This window comes from Streptomyces sp. NPDC003327 (genome assembly GCF_053589515.1).
This window is the reverse complement of sequence record NZ_JBSFSA010000007.1, coordinates 110,660-128,486: the sequence shown is the minus strand read 5'-3', so window position 1 is coordinate 128,486 and position 17,827 is coordinate 110,660. Positions and strand designations below refer to the sequence as shown.

The following is a 17,827-nucleotide window of genomic DNA, read 5'->3' as shown; positions in this document are numbered from 1 at the left end:
GACACCCCCTAGCCGCGCGGGGCGAGCACGACCCAGACCTGTCCGGTGGCGAAGGGCAGCGGGGTTCCGGCCGGGGTGGTGAAGGTGGTGCCGGAGCCGGCCGCGGGGCGGGACCAGCGGGCCTCGTGGGCGCGGCCGTCCCGCAGGACGAGGGCGCTGCCGCTGCCGACGGTCTCGGTGTACGGGGAGACGGCGCCGCCCCGGTCGCGGAAGCCGGAGGGGCGCACCGTGACGTACTGGACGACGACGGTCCTGGGGGCCAGGGGTCCGGTGTCGGTGGTGCGCGCCGGGCGGCCGTCCATGGCGACGCGCCAGGCCCGGTCGGCGGCGGACCAGGTGAAGGTGTAGCGGGCGGCGGGGTAGCGGACGGCCGTGGTGTCGGCGCGGGTGCCGCCGCCGGGGGCGGGGCCGAAGCGGAAGCCGACGTCGGGGACGTCGCCCGCGTCGGGTGCGGCGGCGAGGGCGCGCTCCGGGCGGAGGTAGAGGTTGTGCGGGGCGGCGCGGTCCGGGGAACGCACGAAGGCCCCGGGTGCGGTGCTCTCGGTGACGGGGTGCAACGGGGCGGCGCGCAGGAGCGGCTGGAGCGCGCCCTGCGCTCCGGAGTAGGCGAGGACGGGGCGGCCGAAGGGGGTCAGGACGGCGAGGTCGGTCTCGCGGGCGCTGCGGACCGGGCCGACGCGTTCGGGGAGGCGGGAGGTGTAGACGGCCATGAGCCGGGTGACGCCGCCCTCGACCTGTTCGACGTAGACCAGGTCGGCGGCGCCGAGGCCGGTGTGGGGGCGGGCCGCGGGAACGTTGTCGATCTTGACGGCCAGGGCGGGGGCGGGCCGGGCGGGCAGGCCGGTGAGGGGCGAGAGCCCGCTCGGTTGTGAAGCGGCCGGAGGCACGGGCGGGGGTTTGGGGGCGCCGCCGTCGGAGCAGCCGTACAGCCCGGCCGCGGTCGCCGCGCACAGCAGCGCTGCGAGGAATCGGCCGGTGCGCCTCGTACCGCGCTCGCCTGTCATGGTTCACGCTCCCCCACCAGTGGACCACGGGGCCGCGGGCGGTTACAACGGCCTTGACCGATCCACGACGAACGGGGGCTGCCGGTGTTCTACCAGCTGTTGAAGTACGTACTGCTCGGGCCGCTGCTGCGGCTGCTCTTCCGGCCGCGGATCGAGGGGATCGAGCACGTGCCGGAGGAGGGGGCCGCGATCGTCGCGGGGAACCACCTGTCCTTCTCGGACCACTTCCTGATGCCGGCGGTCCTGCACCGGCGGATCACCTTCCTCGCGAAGCAGGAGTACTTCACCGGGCCGGGGCTGAAGGGCCGGTTGACCGCCGCGTTCTTCCGGGCGGCGGGGCAGATCCCGGTGGACCGGTCGGGCAAGGAGGCGGGGCGGGCCGCGATCCGCGAGGGACTCGGGGTGCTGGAGCGCGGCGAGCTGCTCGGGATCTATCCGGAGGGGACGCGCTCGCACGACGGGCGGCTCTACAAGGGCAAGGTGGGGGTCGCGGTGATGGCGCTGACGGCCGGGGTGCCGGTGGTGCCGTGCGCGATGGTGGGGACGTTCGAGATCCAGCCGCCGGGGCGGGTCGTGCCGCGGATCCGGCGGGTGACGGTCCGGTTCGGGCCGCCGCTCGACTTCTCGCGCTTCGCCGGATCGGCGGACGAGAAGGCGGTGGTCCGCGCGGTGACGGACGAGATCATGTACGAGATCCTGCGGCTCTCCGGGCAGGAGTACGTCGACGAGTACGCGGCCGTGGTGAAGGCGGCGGACGCGGAGGGCGCGGCCGGAGCGGACGCGTAGGCGGCGGCCCGAAGGGGGCGGAGGAGCGAGGAGGGGCGGCCGTCGGACGGCCGCCCCTCCCGTCACACCGGCCGCGTCACGGCTGCGGGACGGCGTGCGGCTCGCACGTCACGTCCCGCTCGTCCAGCTTCCCGGTGAGGAGGTAGGCCTCCACCCGGGTGTTCACGCAGGCGTTGGCGAGGTTGGTGACGCCGTGCGATCCGGCGTCCTTCTCCGTGATGAGGCGCGAGCCCTTGAACCGCTTGTGCAGCTCGACGGCGCCGCCGTACGGGGTGGCGGCGTCGCGCTCGGCCTGTGTGATGAGCACCGGCGGCAGGCCCTTGCCGGTCTTCACCTCGGTCGGGCGCTGGCGCGGGGCGGACCAGGTGGCGCAGGGCAGGTTCATCCAGGCGTTGGCCCAGGTCATGAACGGGTACTGCTCGTGGAGCCGGCTGTTGTCCCGGTCCCACTTCTTCCAGCTGGTCGGCCAGGGCGCGTCGGCGCACTCGACGGCCGTGTAGACGGCGTTGCCGTTCTCGGAGGCGATGTTGCCGGCGGTGTCGGTCGGGTCCGAGGCGGCCGAGTCGATCAGCGGCTGCGGGTCCCCGGCGGCGTACGCGCTCCAGGCCTCGGCGACCGGGACCCACATGGAGTCGTAGTAGGGGGCGTTCTGGAAGAAGCCGATGAGCTCGGCCGGGCCGACCTTGCCGCCGAGGGGCTCCTTCTTGGCGGCGGCGCGCAGGGTGTCCCACTGCCCGCGGACCTCGTCGTAGGTGTCGCCGAGGTGGAAGGTGGCGTCGTGCTGGGCGACCCAGGTCATCCAGTCCTTGAGGCGGCCCTCGAAGGCGATGTCCTGGTCGAGGTTGGCCTCGTACCAGATCTTCTGCTTCGACGGGTTGACGACGCTGTCCAGGACCATGCGGCGGACGTGCGTCGGGAAGAGGGTGCCGTAGACGGCGCCGAGGTAGGTGCCGTACGAGACGCCGACGAAGTTCAGCTTGGCCTCGCCGAGGGCGGCGCGGACGACGTCGAGGTCGCGGGCGGTGTTGCGGGTGGTCATGTGCGGCAGCATGTCGCCGCTCTTCTCGGCGCAGCCCTTGGCGTACTCGGCGGCGAGCTTGCGCTGCGCGAGCTTGTCGGCCTCGCTGTCGGGGACCGGGTCGGCCTTCGGGCCCTTGACGAACTCGGTCGGGTCGACGCAGGAGATGGGGGCCGACTTGCCGACGCCGCGCGGGTCGAAGCCCACGAAGTCGTAGGCCTTGGCGGTGTTCGCCCAGATCTTGTTCTTGGTGGTGACCCGGCGCGGGAAGCGCAGGCCGGAGCCGCCGGGGCCGCCCGGGTTGTAGAGCAGGGCGCCCTGACGTTCGCCCTCGGTGCCGGTGGCCGCGATGCGGTCGACGGCGATCTTGATCTTCTTGCCGTACGGCTTGGCGTAGTCGACCGGGACGGTGACCCAGCCGCACTGGATCGGCTTCTCCAGGCCCCAGTCGGCCGGACAGTCCTGCCAGTCGATGCCGGTGCGCGCGGCCTGCGCGGCGGCCACGGCGACGCCGATGGCCTCCGCGTCGCGCAGCTGCCGGGTCTCGGTGTCGGCGCTGGCCGCCGGGGCCGCGAGCACGCCCGCGGCGAGCGCGCCCGATATGAGCGTGGCCGCCGAGCCGAACACTGCCGTGCGTCGTCTCACAAGTCCTCCCCCTGTGGGTGTCGTTCTGTCCGGGGGATCCTTTCGTTTCCGGACGGCACGGCGTAAGTCCGTACAGGTGTTCTTTGCCGAACCCATAACCGGTGACGGTGTTCCGCTGAGCGGTGCACCCGGGTCGCCCGGTCAGGACGGGGCCAGGAACTCCAGGGCCTCGTCGAGGACCCTGCGCAGCACGAGTGCGTCCGGCGCGACGACGGTGGCGAGGGCGGCGGGTCCGGCGAGCGGGGTGAGCGCGGCATGCTCGCCGAGGAGCCGGGGTGCGACCGGCTTCTCCGCCAAGCTGGGGTCGACGACGAGGAGTTGACCGACGGCCCGGTGGCCGGCGAGGACCGCGCCGCCGTCCCAGCCGCCGGGGGCGCCGGGGCCGTACGCCACCTCCTGGTCGAACAGGGGGCGCCCGGCGCGGCGGACGGTGAGCCGGGAGACGAGCGTGCCGGGTGGCTCGCCGTGCCGGCCGAGGACCTGCTCCTCGCGGAGCACGAGCCGTGCGGTGGGCGCGAGTGCGACGGTGGTGCGCGCGCGCAGGTCGGAGCCGTGGGCGGAGACGAGCTGCTCGGGGAGCCAGCGGAGTTCGGCCCCGTCGCCGACGGAGAGCCGGACGTCGTACGTGGCGGGGCCGGGCGCCCGGCCGGGGAGGGCGAGCGTGGCGGCGGCCGCGTCGACGAGGAGCCGCGCCCCGTCCCGCACCTCGGTCTCAAGGGCGAGCCGGTCGCGGCCCAGTGGGGCGCTCATGGCACCGACGACGGTGACGCGGGTGTACGGGCCGGGGGCGCGGGTGCGGCGCAGGGCGAGCGGACCGGCGCTCTCCAGGACCGGCAGGGTGCCGTCGGCGGCGGCGACGACGCGGGCGGTGGCGCGCAGGCTCATGCGGCCCAGGCGGCGAGCCGCGCGCGCACCCAGTCGGCGACGGGGCCGACGCCGTTCTCGGCGCGCAGGGAGGTGAAGGCGACGGGCAGGTCGCCGCGCTGCTCCTTGGCGTCGCGGGCCATCCGGTCGAGGTCGGAGCCGACGTACGGGGCGAGGTCGGTCTTGTTGACGACGAGGAGGTCGGCGGTGGTGACGCCGGGGCCGCCCTTGCGGGGGATGTCGTCGCCGCCGGCGACGTCGATGACGAAGACCTGGGCGTCGACGAGGCCCTTGGAGAAGGTGGCGGTGAGGTTGTCGCCGCCGGACTCGACGAGGATCAGGTCGAGCGGGCCGACGGCCTCCTCCAGCTCCTCGACGGCTTCGAGGTTGGCGGAGATGTCGTCGCGGATGGCGGTGTGCGGGCAGGCGCCGGTCTCGACGGCCCGGATGCGCTCGGGCGGCAGGACGGCCTCGCGGAGCAGGAACTCGGCGTCCTCGCGGGTGTAGATGTCGTTGGTGACGACGGCGAGGGAGAGGCTGTCGCGCAGGATCCGGCAGAGGGCGGCGACGGTGGCGGTCTTGCCGGATCCGACGGGTCCGCCGAGACCGACGCGCAGCGCGCGGCGGCTGCCGTCGGGCCGGTGGGCGTCGGCGGAGACGGCGCCGTGGTGGGCGTGGTCGTGGTCGAGGTGCATGGGTGCGGCTCCAGTCGTGCGGGCGGGTGGGGTTCCGGTCGGTCCTCAGGAGGCGAAGAGGCGGACGGGCCAGGTCGCGTGCTGTTCTGCGGTGAGGTCGAGGAGGGGGGCGGAGGCGGCGGGCAGGGCGTCGACGCCCTGGTGCGCGGCGGCGGTGGCGCGGGCGACGACCTCGTCCGCCTCGGGGGCGAGGCGGGCGAGGACGGCGGTCGCCCGGTACGGGTCGAGGCCGAGGAGCCGGACGGCGGCCGTCGCGGGGCCGCCGATCGTCTCGTACGCGACGCAGTGGGCGGCGTCCTCGGGGCCGAGCCCGGCGGCGCGGGCGACGGTGCCGAGGACGACGGGCTGGTGGGCGCCGCGCGGGAACGCGGTCGCGAGCGCGTCGAGTTCGGGGGCCGGCCAGGCGGCGCGGCCGGCCCGCAGGAGCTGGCGGCCGAGCCTGCGGGCGGCGGCCCGCAGGGCGGGTGAGGGCGTGCGGGCGTCGGCGGCCTCGTCCAGGGCGTGCGGGTCGTGGCCGAGCGCGGCCGCGGCGGCGAGGGCGGCCGAGGTGAGGCCGGTGGTGTGCAGGCGGCCCCGGCAGAAGGCCTCCAGGTCGGCGGCGTCCTTGAGGCGGCCGGCCTTGACGGCGGCCTCGGCGCCGCCCGAGTGGGCGTGCCCGCCGGCGGGGAAGCGCCCGTCGGCGAGCACCAGGAGTGCGGAGCGGGTCATCAGAAGAGGAAGTAGCGCTGGGCCATGGGGAGTTCCGTGGCCGGTGCGGGTTCGACGGGGTCGCCGTCGATGGTGACGGTGAAGGTGTCGGCGTCCACCTCGACGCGGGGCAGGGCGTCGTTCTCGCGCATGTCCGCCTTGGTGATCCGACGGGTGGAGCCGATCGCGGTGAACTCCTTGTCGACGCCGAGACGTTGGGGCAGGTCGTCCTCGATGGCGGCGGCGGAGACGAAGTTGAGCGAGCCGGCCGCGGCGGCCTTGCCGAGGGCGCCGAACATCGGCCGGGGCAGGACGGGCTGGGGGGTGGGGATGGAGGCGTTGGCGTCGCCCATCTGCGCGTACGCGATCTGGCCGCCCTTGAGGACGAGGAGCGGTTTCACGCCGAAGAAGGCGGGCTCCCAGAGCACCAGGTCGGCGAGCTTGCCGGTCTCGACGGAACCGATGAGGTGGTCCATGCCCTGGGCCACGGCGGGGTTGATCGTGTACTTGGCGACGTAGCGGCGGGCGCGGCGGTTGTCGGCGCGGCCGTCGCCGGGCAGGGCGCCGCGGCGCTTCTTCATGACGTGCGCGGTCTGCCAGGTGCGGGTGATCACCTCGCCGATGCGCCCCATGGCCTGGGAGTCGGAGGAGATGATCGAGATGGCGCCGAGGTCGTGGAGGACGTCCTCGGCGGCGATGGTGGAGGGCCGGATGCGGGACTCGGCGAAGGCGAGGTCCTCGGGGACGGCCGGGTTGAGGTGGTGGCAGACCATCAGCATGTCGAGGTGTTCCTCGATGGTGTTGACGGTGTGCGGCCGGGTGGGGTTGGTCGAGCTGGGCAGGACGTACGGCTCGGAGACGACGGTGATGATGTCGGGGGCGTGGCCGCCGCCCGCTCCCTCCGTGTGGTACGCGTGGATGGTCCGCCCTGCGACGGCGGCGAGGGTGTCGCCGACGAAGCCGGCCTCGTTGAGGGTGTCGGTGTGGATGGCGAGCTGGGCGCCGGTCTCCTCGCAGACGGAGAGGCAGGCGTCGATGACGGCCGGGGTGGCCCCCCAGTCCTCGTGGATCTTGAATCCGATTGCGCCGCCGCGGAGTTGGGAGTGCATGGCCTCCCGGGACATGGTGTTGCCCTTGCCGAGCAGGCCGATGTTGACGGGGAACGTGTCGAGGGCCTCGAACATCCGGGCCATGTGCCAGGGGCCGGGGGTGATGGTGGTGGCCTTGGTGCCCTCGGCGGGGCCGGTGCCGCCGCCGACGAGGGTGGTGACGCCGGTGGCGAGGGCCTGCTCGACGACGGTCGGCGAGATGAAGTGGACGTGGGCGTCGACGGCGCCCGCGGTGACGATCCGGCCGTTGCCGACGACGATCTCGGTCTCGGGGCCGATGACGAGGTCGGGGTGGACCCCGTCCATGGTGTCGGGGTTGCCCGCCTTGCCGATGCCGGTGATGCGGCCGTCGCGGATGCCGATGTCGGCCTTGACGACGCCCCAGTGGTCGATGATCAGGGCGCCGGTGATCACGGTGTCGGGGGCGCCCTCGGCGCGGGTCGTGCGGGCCTGGCCCATGGACTCGCGGACGACCTTGCCGCCGCCGAAGACGGCCTCCTCTCCGGCGAGGCCGGGTCCGCCGGAGCGGTCCTCCTCGATCTCGACGAGGAGGTCGGTGTCGGCGAGCCGGACGCGGTCGCCGGTGGTGGGGCCGAACAGGTCGGCGTAGACGGCGCGGTGGAGGTCAGGCACGGTCGCCGCCCTTCCGTGGTCCGGTGGGGTCGAGGGGGCCCGCGGTCGCGCGTGGACCGGTGGGGTCGAGGGGGCCCGCGGTCGCGCCCCGCAGACCGGGCACGATCCGGCGGCCGGCCAGGGGGACGAGCTCGACCTCGACGGGGACGCCGGGTTCGAAGCGGACGGCGGTGCCCGCGGCGATGTTCAGCCGCCGGCCGTGGGCGGCGGAACGGTCGAACTCCAGGCCCGGGTTGACCTCGGCGAAGTGGTAGTGGGAGCCGACCTGGACGGGCCGGTCGGCGGCGTTGAGGACGGTCAGGCGGGTGACGGGGCGCCCCTCGTTGAGGGTGACGGGGCCGTCGGCGTACAGGATCTCTCCGGGGATCATCGGCGGCGGTCCCGTTCAGACGATGGGGTCGTGGACGGTGACGAGCTTGGTGCCGTCCGGGAAGGTGGCCTCGACCTGGACGTCGTGGATCATCTCCGGGATGCCCTCCATGACGTCGTCGCGGGAGAGCACCTTGCGCCCGGAGGCCATGAGTTCGGCGACGGTGCGGCCGTCGCGGGCGCCTTCGAGGACGTGGGCGGTGATGAGGGCGACGGACTCGGGGTGGTTGAGCCTGACACCCCGGGCCCTGCGCTTCTCCGCCACGTCGGCGGCGACATGGATGAGCAGGCGTTCCTGCTCGTGCGGGCTGAGTTGCACTCTTCCACCTCACAGTCGTGCGCCGGGAAACACCCGGACAGCTGCGGACCCTACCGACCGTCAACACTCTGTTGAGCTGCCGAGATGCGGCGCACGGCCAGACATTGCACGTTAGGGCGGAAGTTTTTCCGGCTCGTTAACTCCGGCTTTGCATTTCCATGATCATCGGACTGGGGCGGGGCGAGTTCACGGTACGGCGGGCCGGGATTCGCGGTGCGGCCGGCCGCCTCAGGAGGCGCCGGGACCGCGGTGGTGGGCCGCGATGCCGAAGCGGTGCTGTTCGCCGGGAGCGGAGTCGAGGGGGACCGGCCCCGAGACCGTGCTGATCACCCGCTCCTCGGGCGCGTCCTCAGCGACGGCCGCCAGCTTCTCGAGTCGTTCCAGGTCAGCGGCGGAGACGAGGGCGACGAGCGGCTTTCCGTGCCGGGTCACGACGACGCGCTCGTTCCCGTACACGACGCGGTTGATGAGGTCGGCGAGCTCGGCTCGCGCTTGCGTCACCGGGATCTCGTAGGTCATGCTCCTCATCTTACGGTCTGTACGTCCTGTACATTTTTTACATGGAGGTGCCCTGCCATGGACGCGCGCCACGCACTGCCCGCCTTCACGGAGCGAACGAGCTTCGGAACCCGGACCCTCGACCCCCACTCCAAACTGCTCGACGCGCGGATCGTCTTCCTCGGCACGCCGATCGACGAGACCGCCGCCAACGACGTCATCGCCCACCTCCTGTACCTCGACCACGCGGCCCCGGGGCAGGACATCTCGCTCTACATCCACTCCCCCGGCGGCTCGGTCACCGCCATGACCGCGATCCACGACACGATGACCACGCTCTACTGCGACGTGGAGACGGTCTGCCTCGGCCAGGCCGGCTCGACCGCGGCCGTCCTGCTCGCCGCCGGCACCCCGGGAAAGCGGATGACGCTCCCCGGTGCCCGGGTCACCCTGCGGCAGCCCGCCCTGGACGAACCGGCGCGGGGACAGATCGACGACCTCGACCTCCAGGCACGCGAGCTGCTGCGGCTGCGCGCCCTGATGACCGGACTCCTCGCCGGGCACACCGGCAGGACCCGCGAGCAGGTCGAGGCGGACCTCGACCGCCTCACCGTCCTCGACGCGCAGGGGGCGGTCGCGTACGGGCTCGTCGACGCCGTGGTCGCGAACCGGCGGCCGCCCGCCGGACTCGCGGCGCGGTGAGCCGGCCGTGCTCCCGGAGCTGCCGCCACTGCCCGCGCTGACGCGCGCCGAGGGCGAGTTCATCGACGCGTACCTCGAAGTCGTCGACCTCCTGGGGAGGATCAATCCATCCAGGTCAACGCATACCTATGGGGCACTGCGAGCGGCACAAGCCCTGGTGGGGCGGTCGCAGGCACTGTGCGAGGCGCTGACGCTCATGCATGTGCGGGGCGAGAGCGAGGTCCACACCGGCACATTGGCCGATGCGCTACGGGTGTTGGACGGGGAGCGCCGGGCGGGCCGGGTCACCGTGCCGCCGTCGCGCGCGAGTTGACATTCCGGCGTGTCGTGTCGAGCCCCGGACGGCCGACGCGGACCGCAGAAACCCTCCCCCGTTCGGCGTAGTCGACGAGTCGACATATGGCTCGGGTGAGTTGCACAACAGGTGTACGCATCTGGCGGAATGAGCCATTCCACTGCTGGTGCGGGGCTCATCGGCCAAACCTCCGAAGATCACGAAACCCGCTTGTCCACCCGTATGGATCAGTCGTGAGGAGCCTCACAAATGGCCGTTTCCGCTCGGTTTTCGCCCATGTCGTGGGTCAAGATCCCTCACGACGACAAGCCCCCGCCAGCCGCGGCGGGGCGGTCCGGGCGGACGCCGAGTCCTGCCGCTGTCCCGGACGTCTGGTCGACAGGATTGGATCGGCAGGAGTGGAGGACCCGAGCAGTACGGGACGTCCGCGTCGTACACCGCGGTGTACGACACGGGGCCGTTCCTCGGGGTGAAGCCGCATCCGCGGCCGGGCATCTTCGCCTGCCCGAACCCGACAGGTCATCCTTCACAGGCGGCTGACGAAGGGTTGCGCATGACTGCGCAGACGCATGTCCCGTCCCTGCTGACCCGGGCCGGAGCCGTCTCGGCTCTCACCCTCGCCGCCGTCGGCGGCACCCTGCTCGCACCCGGTGCGGCACCCGAGGCCCAGGCAGCCACCGCACACGCCAACAAGGCACTGAGCGTCGCCGCGTCCAAGAAGGGATCGCCCTACCGGTACGGAGCCGCGGGACCCACCCGGTTCGACTGCTCCGGCCTGGCGCTCTACGCGTACAAGCAGGCGGGCAAGACGCTGCCGCGCACCGCGCAGCAGCAGTACAACACCACCCGGCACGTCTCCGCGTCGAGCCGACAGCAGGGGGACCTGGTCTTCTTCCACTCGGGTGGAAGGGTCTACCACGTGGGGATCTACGCCGGCAGCAACAAGATCTGGCACTCGCCCAAGGCGGGCTCCTGGGTGAAGCTCGACCGGATCTGGACGTCCAAGGTCTACTACGGCCGCGTCCGGTGACGTCGGGCCGGGGGGAGGAGCCCGGCCGACGTGAGCCGTGGACCGGCCGGGGCCCCGGCCGGTTCAGCAGGTGACGACCGGGGCGGCGGCCGTCCACGGGAGGGTGATCGCGACCGTCTTGCCGCCCTCCTCGGTCGGCGTGACGGAGAGACGGCCGCCCGCCTCGGCCGTCAGGACGCGGATGATGGCCATGCCCCGGCCGTTGTCCTGCTGGACCGCCGCCGGGAGGCGGCGGGGCCAGCGCGGATGGCTGTCGGTGACCCCGATCCGCAGGACCTCCTCCCGGTCGAGCCGCACCTCCACCGTGAAGGTGGGCGACTGGCCGAACGTGTGCTGGACGGCGTTGGTGGCCAGCTCGGAGACGATCAGCCGGATCGCGTCGGCGGTCTCCGTCGCGTCGTCGAGTCCCCACCCCGTGAGGACCTCCGCGACGTGCCGCCGGGCCCGGGAGACCGAGGCCGGGTCGCTCGGCAGCGTGAGGGTTGCTTCCTGGTGGTCCGCCATGGCGCCGCTGTCCCTTTCCCGCCGGGGCCGAAGGCGCCCCGGATCGCGCTTCGCGCCAGAGTGCCATCGATCACACGGCCCCGAGGGGCGTTCTACCGAGATATGTACATATCTGTCGCCCGAAGCGGTGAACTCTGCGCAGTCAAGGCCCCTTTGGGGATCCGGCGCGGGTCGTCACCGGAGCGGCGCCGTCCGCAGGATCGTGGCGACCGCGCTCTCGATCTGCGCGTCGGTCAGGTCGGCGCGGGCGGTCAGCCGCAGCCGCGAGATGCCGTCGGGCACGGACGGCGGCCGGAAGCAGCCGACGGCCAGGCCCTGTTCGCGGCAGTCCGCCGCCCAGCGCAGCGCGGCCTCCGGGGACGGCGCGTGCACCGAGACGACGGCCGCGTCCGGCCGGGCCGCGGTGAGCCCGGCGTCCGTGAGCAGCCGGTGCAGGGTCGTCGCGACCGTACGGACCCGCGCGGCACGCCCCGGTTCGGCCGCTATCAGCCGCAGGCTCGCGAGGGCGGCCCCCGTGGCGGCCGGGGCGAGCCCGGTGTCGAAGATGAAGGTGCGGGCCGCGTTCACCAGGTGCTCGATCACCCGGGCCGGGCCGAGGACGGCGCCGCCCTGGCTGCCCAGCGACTTGGAGAGGGTGAGGGTGGCCACGACGTCCTCGTCGCCGGCGAGTCCTGCCTCGTGCAGGGCGCCCCGGCCGCCGTCGCCGAGGACGCCGAAGCCGTGGGCGTCGTCCACGACGAGCCCGGCGCCGTGCTGCCGGCAGGCCTCCGCGAGCGCGCCGAGCGGCGCCCGGTCGCCGTCGACGGAGAAGACGGAGTCGCTGACGACGAGCGCCCGGCGCCCGGGGTGCGCTTCCAGAGTCTTGCGTACGGCCTCGGGGTCGGCGTGCGGGACGACCGCGCTCTCGGCGCGGGCCAGCCGGCAACCGTCCACGATGGAGGCGTGGTTGGCCGCGTCGGAGACGACGAGGGCGTCCCGCCCGCCGAGCGCGGTGAGCGCCGCCAGGTTCGCGGTGTAGCCGGACGAGAAGACGAGCGCCGCCTCGAAGCCGCAGAAGGCGGCCAGTTCGCGTTCGAGCTCCGCGTGCAGCCGGGTCGTGCCCGTGACGAGACGGGAGCCGGTGGAGCCGGCGCCCCAGCGCCGTGCCGCCTCGGCCGCCGCGCCGGTGACCTCCGGGTGCCGGGTGAGGCCCAGGTAGTCGTTGCCCGCCAGGTCGAGCAGCTCCGACTCGGCCGCCCGGGGCCGCAGCGTACGGACGAGTCCGGCCTCGGCCCGGCGCCGCGCCTCCCCCTCGGTCCAGTCGAACGCGGTGCGGCGCGGGTCGGCGGCCCGCGTCTCCTCGGCCTGTGGCATGCGGCGTTCCTTTTGTAGGCAGCGCACAGACACTAGCCGGAGGTCGCGGGCACCGGGGTGTGGTCATGCACACACCTCCTTCGGCGTCGTTTGTTCGGATCCTCCTTGGCCCGGGGGTGTGCCGTAGGCGAGGATCAGCGCTTATGGACCTGCTGAACACGCTGGTGGAGAAGGGGCTGCGGCGCGAGCTGCCGACCCGTGAAGAAGCGCTCGCCGTGCTGGCGACCTCCGACGACGAACTGCTCGATGTGGTGGCCGCGGCCGGCAAGGTGCGCCGTCAGTGGTTCGGCCGCCGGGTGAAGCTCAACTACCTCGTCAACCTGAAGTCCGGGCTCTGCCCGGAGGACTGCTCGTACTGTTCCCAGCGGCTCGGCTCCAAGGCCGAGATCCTGAAGTACACCTGGCTGAAGCCGGACGAGGCCTCGCAGGCCGCCGCCGCGGGCGTCGCGGGCGGCGCCAAGCGGGTCTGCCTGGTGGCCAGCGGCCGCGGCCCGACGGACCGGGACGTCGAGCGCGTCGGCAGGACGATCGAGGCGATCAAGGAGCAGAACGAGGGCGTCGAGGTCTGTGCCTGCCTCGGTCTGCTCTCGGACGGCCAGGCGGAGCGGCTGCGGGACGCCGGCGCCGACGCGTACAACCACAACCTGAACACGTCCGAGGGGACGTACGGGGAGATCACCACCACCCACACCTACGCGGACCGGGTGGACACCGTGCGGAAGGCGCACGCCGCCGGTCTGTCGGCCTGCTCGGGCCTCATCGCGGGCATGGGCGAGACCGACGAGGACCTGGTCGACGTGGTGTACGCGCTGCGCGAGCTGGACTCGGACTCGGTGCCGGTCAACTTCCTGATCCCCTTCGAGGGCACGCCGCTCGCCGAGGAGTGGAACCTCACCCCGCAGCGCTGCCTGCGCATCCTGGCGATGGTCCGGTTCGTCTGCCCGGACGTCGAGGTCCGGATCGCGGGCGGCCGCGAGGTGCACCTGCGCTCGATGCAGCCGCTGGCCCTGCACATCGCGAACTCGATCTTCCTCGGCGACTACCTGACCAGTGAGGGCCAGGCGGGCAAGGCCGACCTCGACATGATCGCCGACGCGGGCTTCGAGGTGGAGGGCGCGGGCACGACGACCCTGCCGGCCCACCGCGCGGACGCCCTCGCCGCGGCCGGTGCCGGTGCGGCGAGCGCCGGGGGCTGCGGTTCGCAGGCCGCCGCGGCCGGCTGCGGTGCGCACGCGGAGGAGGGCGGCGGCTGCGGTCCCTGCGGCGGTCACGCGGCGCCGGAGGCGCCCGCCGCGGCGGGCCAGGCCCGGACCGACCTGGTGGCCGTGCGCCGCCGGGGCGCCGGCACGGACCTCGCCCCGAACGCGTAGCGGCGGCCATGCGCAACGACGAACTGATCGCCCTCGACCGGGCGCACGTCTGGCATCCGTACGGCCCCATGCCGGGCCGCACGGACCCGCTGGTCGTCGCGTCCGCGTCGGGCGTACGGCTGCGGCTCGCCGAACCGGTCGAGGGGCAGGCCGAGTTGATCGACGGCATGTCCTCCTGGTGGTCGGCGGTCCACGGCTACAACCACCCGGTCCTCAACGAGGCCGTGCGGGACCAGCTGGGCCGGATGAGCCACGTGATGTTCGGCGGGCTCACCCACGAGCCTGCCGTCCGGCTCGCCACCCGGCTCGTCGAGATCACCCCCGAGCCGCTGCGGCACGTCTTCCTCAGCGACTCGGGCTCGGTCTCCGTCGAGGTCGCCGCCAAGATGTGCCTCCAGTACTGGCGCTCGCTCGGCCGCGGCGGCAAGCGGCGGCTCCTCACCTGGCGGGGTGGCTACCACGGGGACACCTGGCAGCCGATGTCGGTGTGCGACCCCGGGGGCGGCATGCACGAGCTGTGGTCCGGGGTGCTCCAGCGGCAGGTGTTCGTGGACGCGCCGCCCGCCGCGTACGAGGAGTCGTACGCCGAGCTGCTCAGGACCACGATCGCCGCCCACGCCGACGAGCTGGCCGCGGTGATCGTGGAGCCGGTGGTGCAGGGCGCGGGCGGGATGCGCTTCCACGACCCGGCGTACCTGCGGGTGCTGCGGGAGGCGTGCGACGCCCACGACGTGCTGCTCGTCTTCGACGAGATCGCGACCGGCTTCGGACGGACGGGCACGCTCTTCGCCGCCGACCAGGCCGGGGTCTCGCCCGATGTGATGTGTGTGGGCAAGGCCCTGACCGGTGGTTATCTGTCGATGGCCGCGACGCTGTGCACGAGCCGGGTCGCCGAGGGCATCTCCCGCGGCGAGGTCCCGGTCCTCGCGCACGGGCCGACGTTCATGGGGAACCCGCTGGCCGCCGCCGTGGCCTGCGCCTCCATCGACCTGCTGCTCTCGCGGGACTGGGCCGTCGACGTCAAGCGCATCGAGGCCGGGCTGCGCGAGGGCCTCGCCGGGGTGGCCGACCTGCCGGGCGTGCGCGAGGTGCGGGTGCTCGGCGCGATCGGCGTCGTCCAGCTCGACCACGAGGTCGACATGGAGGCCGCCACCCGGGCCGCCGTGCGCGAGGGCGTGTGGCTGCGGCCGTTCCGCGACCTCGTCTACACGATGCCGCCGTACGTGACGGGCGACGCCGACCTGGCCCGCGTCTGCGCGGGGGTCCGGGCGGCGGCGGCAGCGGGCTGACGGGGGCCGTCGGCCCTCCCCGGGCGGGCCGACGGACCCGCGGTCCCGCCCGGGGAAACAACACTGGACAGGACAGGAGAGGTACACGCGTGAGCGTCATCGTCGTCAGCGGGACCGGGACGGAGATCGGCAAGACGGTCGTCACCGCGGCCGTCGCGGCCGTCGCCACGGCCGCCGGGCGTACCGTCGCCGTGCTGAAGCCCGCGCAGACCGGCGTCACGGCCGGGGAGCGGGGTGACGCGGACGAGGTCGTACGGCTCTCTGGGGCGGCCGGCTCCGCCGAGCTGGGGCGCTTTCCGGAGCCGCTCGCTCCGGGCACGGCCGCCCGGCGGGCCGGGCTCGCGCCGGTGGGCCCCCGTCAGGTCGCCGACGCGGCCCGGGAGCTGGCGGCCTCGTACGACCTGGTCCTCGTGGAGGGCGCGGGCGGCCTGCTGGTCCGCTTCGACGAGGAGGGCGGCACGCTCGCGGACGCGGCGGCCCTGCTGGGCGCGCCGGTCCTGGTGGTCGCCCCCGCCGGTCTGGGGACGCTCAACTCGACGGCCCTGACGGCCGAGGCGCTGCGGGCGCGCGGCATCGAGCAGCTGGGCGTGGTCGTCGGCAGCTGGCCCGCGGAGCCGGACCTGGCCGCCCGCTGCAACCTGGCCGACCTGCCGCTCGCGGCGGCCGCGCCGCTGCTCGGTGCCGTCCCGGAGGGCTCGGGCGCGCTCACGCCGGAGGCCTTCCGCGCGGCGGCGCCCGGCTGGCTGGCCCCGGCCCTGGGCGGCACCTGGGACGCCGAGGCGTTCCGGGAGACGTTCAGGGCGGCCGCGGCGGTCTGAGGCGCCGGGCGGGGGGCGAGCGCGAGGGCGCGCCGGGGCGCGCGGGCGCGTCGGTGCGCCGGGCCGGGCCGGGCCGCCGGGGGCGGCGCGTCGGGCAGGGCGGGGGCGCGGGCGCCTCGGGCGCCTCGGGCGCCGGGCCGGGCCGCCGGGGCTGCGCGTCGGGCCGCCGGGCCGTAAACCCGCCCGCGGCCGCCCCCCGCTCCGTAGGCTGAACGCATGCGCGCACACGTTCAGGAGATCGTCCTCGACTGCGGCGATCCGGCCGCGCTCGTCCGGTTCTGGGCGGGGCTCCTCGGTGGGGAGCCCGTCGACCGGAGCGCCGACTGGTCGTACGTGGATCCGCCGGGGTTCGTACGGATCGCCTTCCAGCGGGTGCCGGAGGGCAAGACGGCCAAGAACCGGGTCCATCTGGATCTGGAGGTGCCCGACCCGGGGCGGGCCGCCGACGAGGTGCTGGCCCGGGGAGCGGCGCGGGTCGGTGGGCTCGTCACGGACGAGCAGGGGTCCTTCCAGGTCATGCGGGACCCGGAAGGCAACGAGTTCTGTTTCGTGACCGGCTGAAGGAGCGCCTGATGTCGACCCCCGGCCCGCACGTCCACCACCCGCTGTTCGCCCGCTTCTACGCCCGGTTCAGCGTGTCGGCCGAGACGCGGGGCGGGCTCGCCGCGCTCCGCGCGGAGCTGCTCTCCGGTCTCTCCGGCCGCGTGGTCGAGATCGGCGCCGGGAACGGCCTGAACTTCGCCCACTATCCGACGGGCGTCACCGAGGTCGTCGCCGTCGAACCGGAGGAGCAGCTGCGGCACCTCGCGCGGGAGGCGGCCCGGCGGGCGCCCGTCCCCGTGACCGTCCTGCCGGACACGGCCGAGGCGCTGCCGATGGCGGACGGGACCTTCGACGCGGCCGTGGCCTCGCTGGTGCTGTGCACGGTGGGGGACCTGCCGAGGACGCTGGCGGAGCTGCGCAGGGTGCTGCGCCCCGGCGGTGAGCTGCGGTTCTTCGAGCACGGCGTGGCGGCCACACCGGGGCTCGCGCGGGTGCAGCGGGGCCTCGACCGGACGGTCTGGCCGTCGCTGTTCGGCGGCTGTCACACGGCGCGCGATCCGCTGGCCGCGATCGGGGCGGCGGGCTTCGAGCTCGGCCCGTACCGCTCGTTCGACCTGCCCGAACAGGGGCCGCGGCTGCCGTCGTCGCCCTGTGTCCTGGGGCTCGCCCGGCGGTGACGCACGGCGGTGACGCCTGGCGTCCGCGCCGCCGTGCGTGATGGGATCGAGCCATGATCGACATGCAGATACGCGCGGCGGTGGCGGACGAGGTCCAGGACGTCCTGGCCTTCTGGAAGGAGGCCGCCGAGGGGACCTCCGTCTCGGACGACCCGGAGGGGGTGCTGCGTCTCGTCGAGCGCGATCCGGAAGCGCTGATCCTGGCCCTGTCCGACGGCCGGATCGTCGGCACCGTCATCGCCGGCTGGGACGGCTGGCGGGCGTCGCTGTACCGCCTCGCGGTGGACCCGGCCCGTCGCCGTCAGGGCATCGCGTCGGCGCTGCTCGACGCGGCCGAGCGGCGTTTCGTGGCGCTCGGCGGCCGACGGGCGGACGCGATGGTGCTGGAGCGGAACGTGACGGCGCATCGTACGTGGGCCTCCGCGGGGTACGAGCGTCAGGAGACGTGGCGCCGCTGGGTGAAGCCGCTCCCCGCGTAGCCACCGGCCTCACCGTTTTGCCGACCCTTTACCATGGTGTTTCCGTTCCGACGATCGAAAGGTGTGAGCGTCCGCCCATGGGCGAGCCTCCCAGTAGCTCTGGTTTCCCGAGCGCGGCTTCCTCGCGTGGCCCCGGCCAC

The 17,827-nt window shown here is 73.9% G+C and carries 21 protein-coding genes and 1 riboswitch; of the genes, 10 read left to right on the top strand and 11 right to left on the bottom strand.

All coding sequences use genetic code 11. The features are described from left to right. Positions 1-8: 8 nt before the first annotated feature. Complete coding sequence (locus tag ACWDVG_RS09125) at positions 9-1,004, bottom strand: DUF3048 domain-containing protein (protein ID WP_451697669.1); 996 nt, start codon at positions 1,002-1,004, stop codon at positions 9-11. 84 nt (positions 1,005-1,088) lie between these two features. Here ACWDVG_RS09125 and ACWDVG_RS09120 point away from each other — a divergent pair, with 84 nt between their 5' ends. Then, a complete protein-coding gene (locus ACWDVG_RS09120; protein WP_451697668.1) occupies positions 1,089-1,790 on the top strand; it encodes a lysophospholipid acyltransferase family protein in 702 nt (233 codons plus the stop codon). Between the two features lie 76 nt (positions 1,791-1,866). Here ACWDVG_RS09120 and ACWDVG_RS09115 read toward each other — a convergent pair whose 3' ends face one another. From ACWDVG_RS09115 to ACWDVG_RS09080, 8 genes are all read right to left on the bottom strand, one after another. Then, complete coding sequence (locus ACWDVG_RS09115) at positions 1,867-3,453, bottom strand: alpha/beta hydrolase (protein WP_451697666.1); 1,587 nt, start codon at positions 3,451-3,453, stop codon at positions 1,867-1,869. Between the two features lie 141 nt (positions 3,454-3,594). Continuing rightward, positions 3,595-4,338 (bottom strand): urease accessory protein UreD, encoded by a 744-nt coding sequence (locus tag ACWDVG_RS09110; protein ID WP_451697665.1) that lies wholly within the window; start codon positions 4,336-4,338, stop codon positions 3,595-3,597. Then, positions 4,335-5,012 (bottom strand): urease accessory protein UreG, encoded by a 678-nt coding sequence (gene ureG / locus ACWDVG_RS09105; RefSeq protein WP_451697663.1) that lies wholly within the window; start codon positions 5,010-5,012, stop codon positions 4,335-4,337. Before ureG ends, ACWDVG_RS09110 begins: the two co-directional genes overlap by 4 nt. 45 nt (positions 5,013-5,057) lie before the next feature. Further along, the gene (locus ACWDVG_RS09100; RefSeq protein WP_451697662.1) at positions 5,058-5,720 is read right to left on the bottom strand and encodes an urease accessory protein UreF; all 663 of its coding nucleotides are present in this window, start codon (positions 5,718-5,720) and stop codon (positions 5,058-5,060) included. Continuing rightward, positions 5,720-7,441, bottom strand: coding sequence for an urease subunit alpha (locus ACWDVG_RS09095; protein ID WP_451697660.1), 1,722 nt, complete (start codon positions 7,439-7,441; stop codon positions 5,720-5,722). The genes ACWDVG_RS09100 and ACWDVG_RS09095 overlap by 1 nt, the downstream gene beginning before the upstream one ends. Beyond that, positions 7,434-7,811: an urease subunit beta gene (locus ACWDVG_RS09090; protein WP_451697658.1), complete on the bottom strand. Its 378-nt coding sequence runs from the start codon at positions 7,809-7,811 to the stop codon at positions 7,434-7,436. Before ACWDVG_RS09090 ends, ACWDVG_RS09095 begins: the two co-directional genes overlap by 8 nt. 15 nt (positions 7,812-7,826) lie before the next feature. Next, positions 7,827-8,129 carry an urease subunit gamma gene (locus ACWDVG_RS09085; RefSeq protein ID WP_451697656.1) on the bottom strand — a complete coding sequence of 101 codons (303 nt, stop codon included), beginning with the start codon at positions 8,127-8,129 and terminating at the stop codon, positions 7,827-7,829. Positions 8,130-8,357: 228 nt separating this feature from the next. Next, positions 8,358-8,648 carry a type II toxin-antitoxin system Phd/YefM family antitoxin gene (locus ACWDVG_RS09080; protein WP_451697654.1) on the bottom strand — a complete coding sequence of 97 codons (291 nt, stop codon included), beginning with the start codon at positions 8,646-8,648 and terminating at the stop codon, positions 8,358-8,360. 57 nt (positions 8,649-8,705) lie between these two features. Here ACWDVG_RS09080 and ACWDVG_RS09075 point away from each other — a divergent pair, with 57 nt between their 5' ends. From ACWDVG_RS09075 to ACWDVG_RS09065, 3 genes are all read left to right on the top strand, one after another. Next, complete coding sequence (locus tag ACWDVG_RS09075; RefSeq protein ID WP_451697652.1) at positions 8,706-9,329, top strand: ATP-dependent Clp protease proteolytic subunit; 624 nt, start codon at positions 8,706-8,708, stop codon at positions 9,327-9,329. 7 nt (positions 9,330-9,336) lie between these two features. Next, a complete protein-coding gene (locus ACWDVG_RS09070; RefSeq protein WP_451697650.1) occupies positions 9,337-9,642 on the top strand; it encodes a hypothetical protein in 306 nt (101 codons plus the stop codon). Positions 9,643-10,049: 407 nt separating this feature from the next. Continuing rightward, positions 10,050-10,174, top strand: a riboswitch (cyclic di-AMP (ydaO/yuaA leader). A 3-nt stretch (positions 10,175-10,177) separates the two neighbouring features. Next, positions 10,178-10,654 (top strand): C40 family peptidase, encoded by a 477-nt coding sequence (locus ACWDVG_RS09065; RefSeq protein WP_451697648.1) that lies wholly within the window; start codon positions 10,178-10,180, stop codon positions 10,652-10,654. A gap of 63 nt (positions 10,655-10,717) precedes the next feature. Here the strand turns inward: ACWDVG_RS09065 and ACWDVG_RS09060 are convergent, their stop codons facing one another. After that, on the bottom strand, positions 10,718-11,158 hold the full coding sequence (locus ACWDVG_RS09060; protein ID WP_451697646.1) for an ATP-binding protein: 441 nt from the start codon (positions 11,156-11,158) through the stop codon (positions 10,718-10,720). A 174-nt stretch (positions 11,159-11,332) separates the two neighbouring features. Continuing rightward, positions 11,333-12,511, bottom strand: a complete 1,179-nt coding sequence (locus ACWDVG_RS09055) for an 8-amino-7-oxononanoate synthase (protein WP_451697644.1) — start codon at positions 12,509-12,511, stop codon at positions 11,333-11,335. 143 nt (positions 12,512-12,654) lie between these two features. Between ACWDVG_RS09055 and bioB the strand changes: the two genes are divergently transcribed. From bioB to ACWDVG_RS09025, 6 genes are all read left to right on the top strand, one after another. After that, the gene (bioB, locus tag ACWDVG_RS09050) at positions 12,655-13,881 is read left to right on the top strand and encodes a biotin synthase BioB (RefSeq protein ID WP_451697642.1); all 1,227 of its coding nucleotides are present in this window, start codon (positions 12,655-12,657) and stop codon (positions 13,879-13,881) included. An 8-nt stretch (positions 13,882-13,889) separates the two neighbouring features. After that, on the top strand, positions 13,890-15,170 hold the full coding sequence (locus ACWDVG_RS09045; protein ID WP_451697640.1) for an adenosylmethionine--8-amino-7-oxononanoate transaminase: 1,281 nt from the start codon (positions 13,890-13,892) through the stop codon (positions 15,168-15,170). 89 nt (positions 15,171-15,259) lie between these two features. Next, the gene (gene bioD / locus ACWDVG_RS09040; RefSeq protein WP_451697638.1) at positions 15,260-15,988 is read left to right on the top strand and encodes a dethiobiotin synthase; all 729 of its coding nucleotides are present in this window, start codon (positions 15,260-15,262) and stop codon (positions 15,986-15,988) included. A 216-nt stretch (positions 15,989-16,204) separates the two neighbouring features. Continuing rightward, positions 16,205-16,549, top strand: a complete 345-nt coding sequence (locus ACWDVG_RS09035; protein WP_451697636.1) for a VOC family protein — start codon at positions 16,205-16,207, stop codon at positions 16,547-16,549. A gap of 11 nt (positions 16,550-16,560) precedes the next feature. Beyond that, a complete protein-coding gene (locus tag ACWDVG_RS09030) occupies positions 16,561-17,208 on the top strand; it encodes a class I SAM-dependent methyltransferase (RefSeq protein WP_451697634.1) in 648 nt (215 codons plus the stop codon). Between the two features lie 53 nt (positions 17,209-17,261). Next, positions 17,262-17,687 carry a GNAT family N-acetyltransferase gene (locus ACWDVG_RS09025; protein WP_451697632.1) on the top strand — a complete coding sequence of 142 codons (426 nt, stop codon included), beginning with the start codon at positions 17,262-17,264 and terminating at the stop codon, positions 17,685-17,687. Positions 17,688-17,827: the final 140 nt, after the last annotated feature.

Coding starts and splice junctions, on each gene's coding strand:
- ACWDVG_RS09125 (WP_451697669.1), bottom strand. CDS start 1,004: ATGACAGGCGAGCGCGGTACGAGGCGCACCGGCCGATTCCTCGCAGCG.
- ACWDVG_RS09110 (WP_451697665.1), bottom strand. CDS start 4,338: ATGAGCCTGCGCGCCACCGCCCGCGTCGTCGCCGCCGCCGACGGCACC.
- ureG (WP_451697663.1), bottom strand. CDS start 5,012: ATGCACCTCGACCACGACCACGCCCACCACGGCGCCGTCTCCGCCGAC.
- ACWDVG_RS09100 (WP_451697662.1), bottom strand. CDS start 5,720: ATGACCCGCTCCGCACTCCTGGTGCTCGCCGACGGGCGCTTCCCCGCC.
- ACWDVG_RS09090 (WP_451697658.1), bottom strand. CDS start 7,811: ATGATCCCCGGAGAGATCCTGTACGCCGACGGCCCCGTCACCCTCAAC.
- ACWDVG_RS09080 (WP_451697654.1), bottom strand. CDS start 8,648: ATGACCTACGAGATCCCGGTGACGCAAGCGCGAGCCGAGCTCGCCGAC.
- ACWDVG_RS09075 (WP_451697652.1), top strand. CDS start 8,706: ATGGACGCGCGCCACGCACTGCCCGCCTTCACGGAGCGAACGAGCTTC.
- ACWDVG_RS09065 (WP_451697648.1), top strand. CDS start 10,178: ATGACTGCGCAGACGCATGTCCCGTCCCTGCTGACCCGGGCCGGAGCC.
- ACWDVG_RS09060 (WP_451697646.1), bottom strand. CDS start 11,158: ATGGCGGACCACCAGGAAGCAACCCTCACGCTGCCGAGCGACCCGGCC.
- ACWDVG_RS09055 (WP_451697644.1), bottom strand. CDS start 12,511: ATGCCACAGGCCGAGGAGACGCGGGCCGCCGACCCGCGCCGCACCGCG.
- bioB (WP_451697642.1), top strand. CDS start 12,655: ATGGACCTGCTGAACACGCTGGTGGAGAAGGGGCTGCGGCGCGAGCTG.
- ACWDVG_RS09045 (WP_451697640.1), top strand. CDS start 13,890: ATGCGCAACGACGAACTGATCGCCCTCGACCGGGCGCACGTCTGGCAT.
- ACWDVG_RS09035 (WP_451697636.1), top strand. CDS start 16,205: ATGCGCGCACACGTTCAGGAGATCGTCCTCGACTGCGGCGATCCGGCC.
- ACWDVG_RS09030 (WP_451697634.1), top strand. CDS start 16,561: ATGTCGACCCCCGGCCCGCACGTCCACCACCCGCTGTTCGCCCGCTTC.
- ACWDVG_RS09025 (WP_451697632.1), top strand. CDS start 17,262: ATGATCGACATGCAGATACGCGCGGCGGTGGCGGACGAGGTCCAGGAC.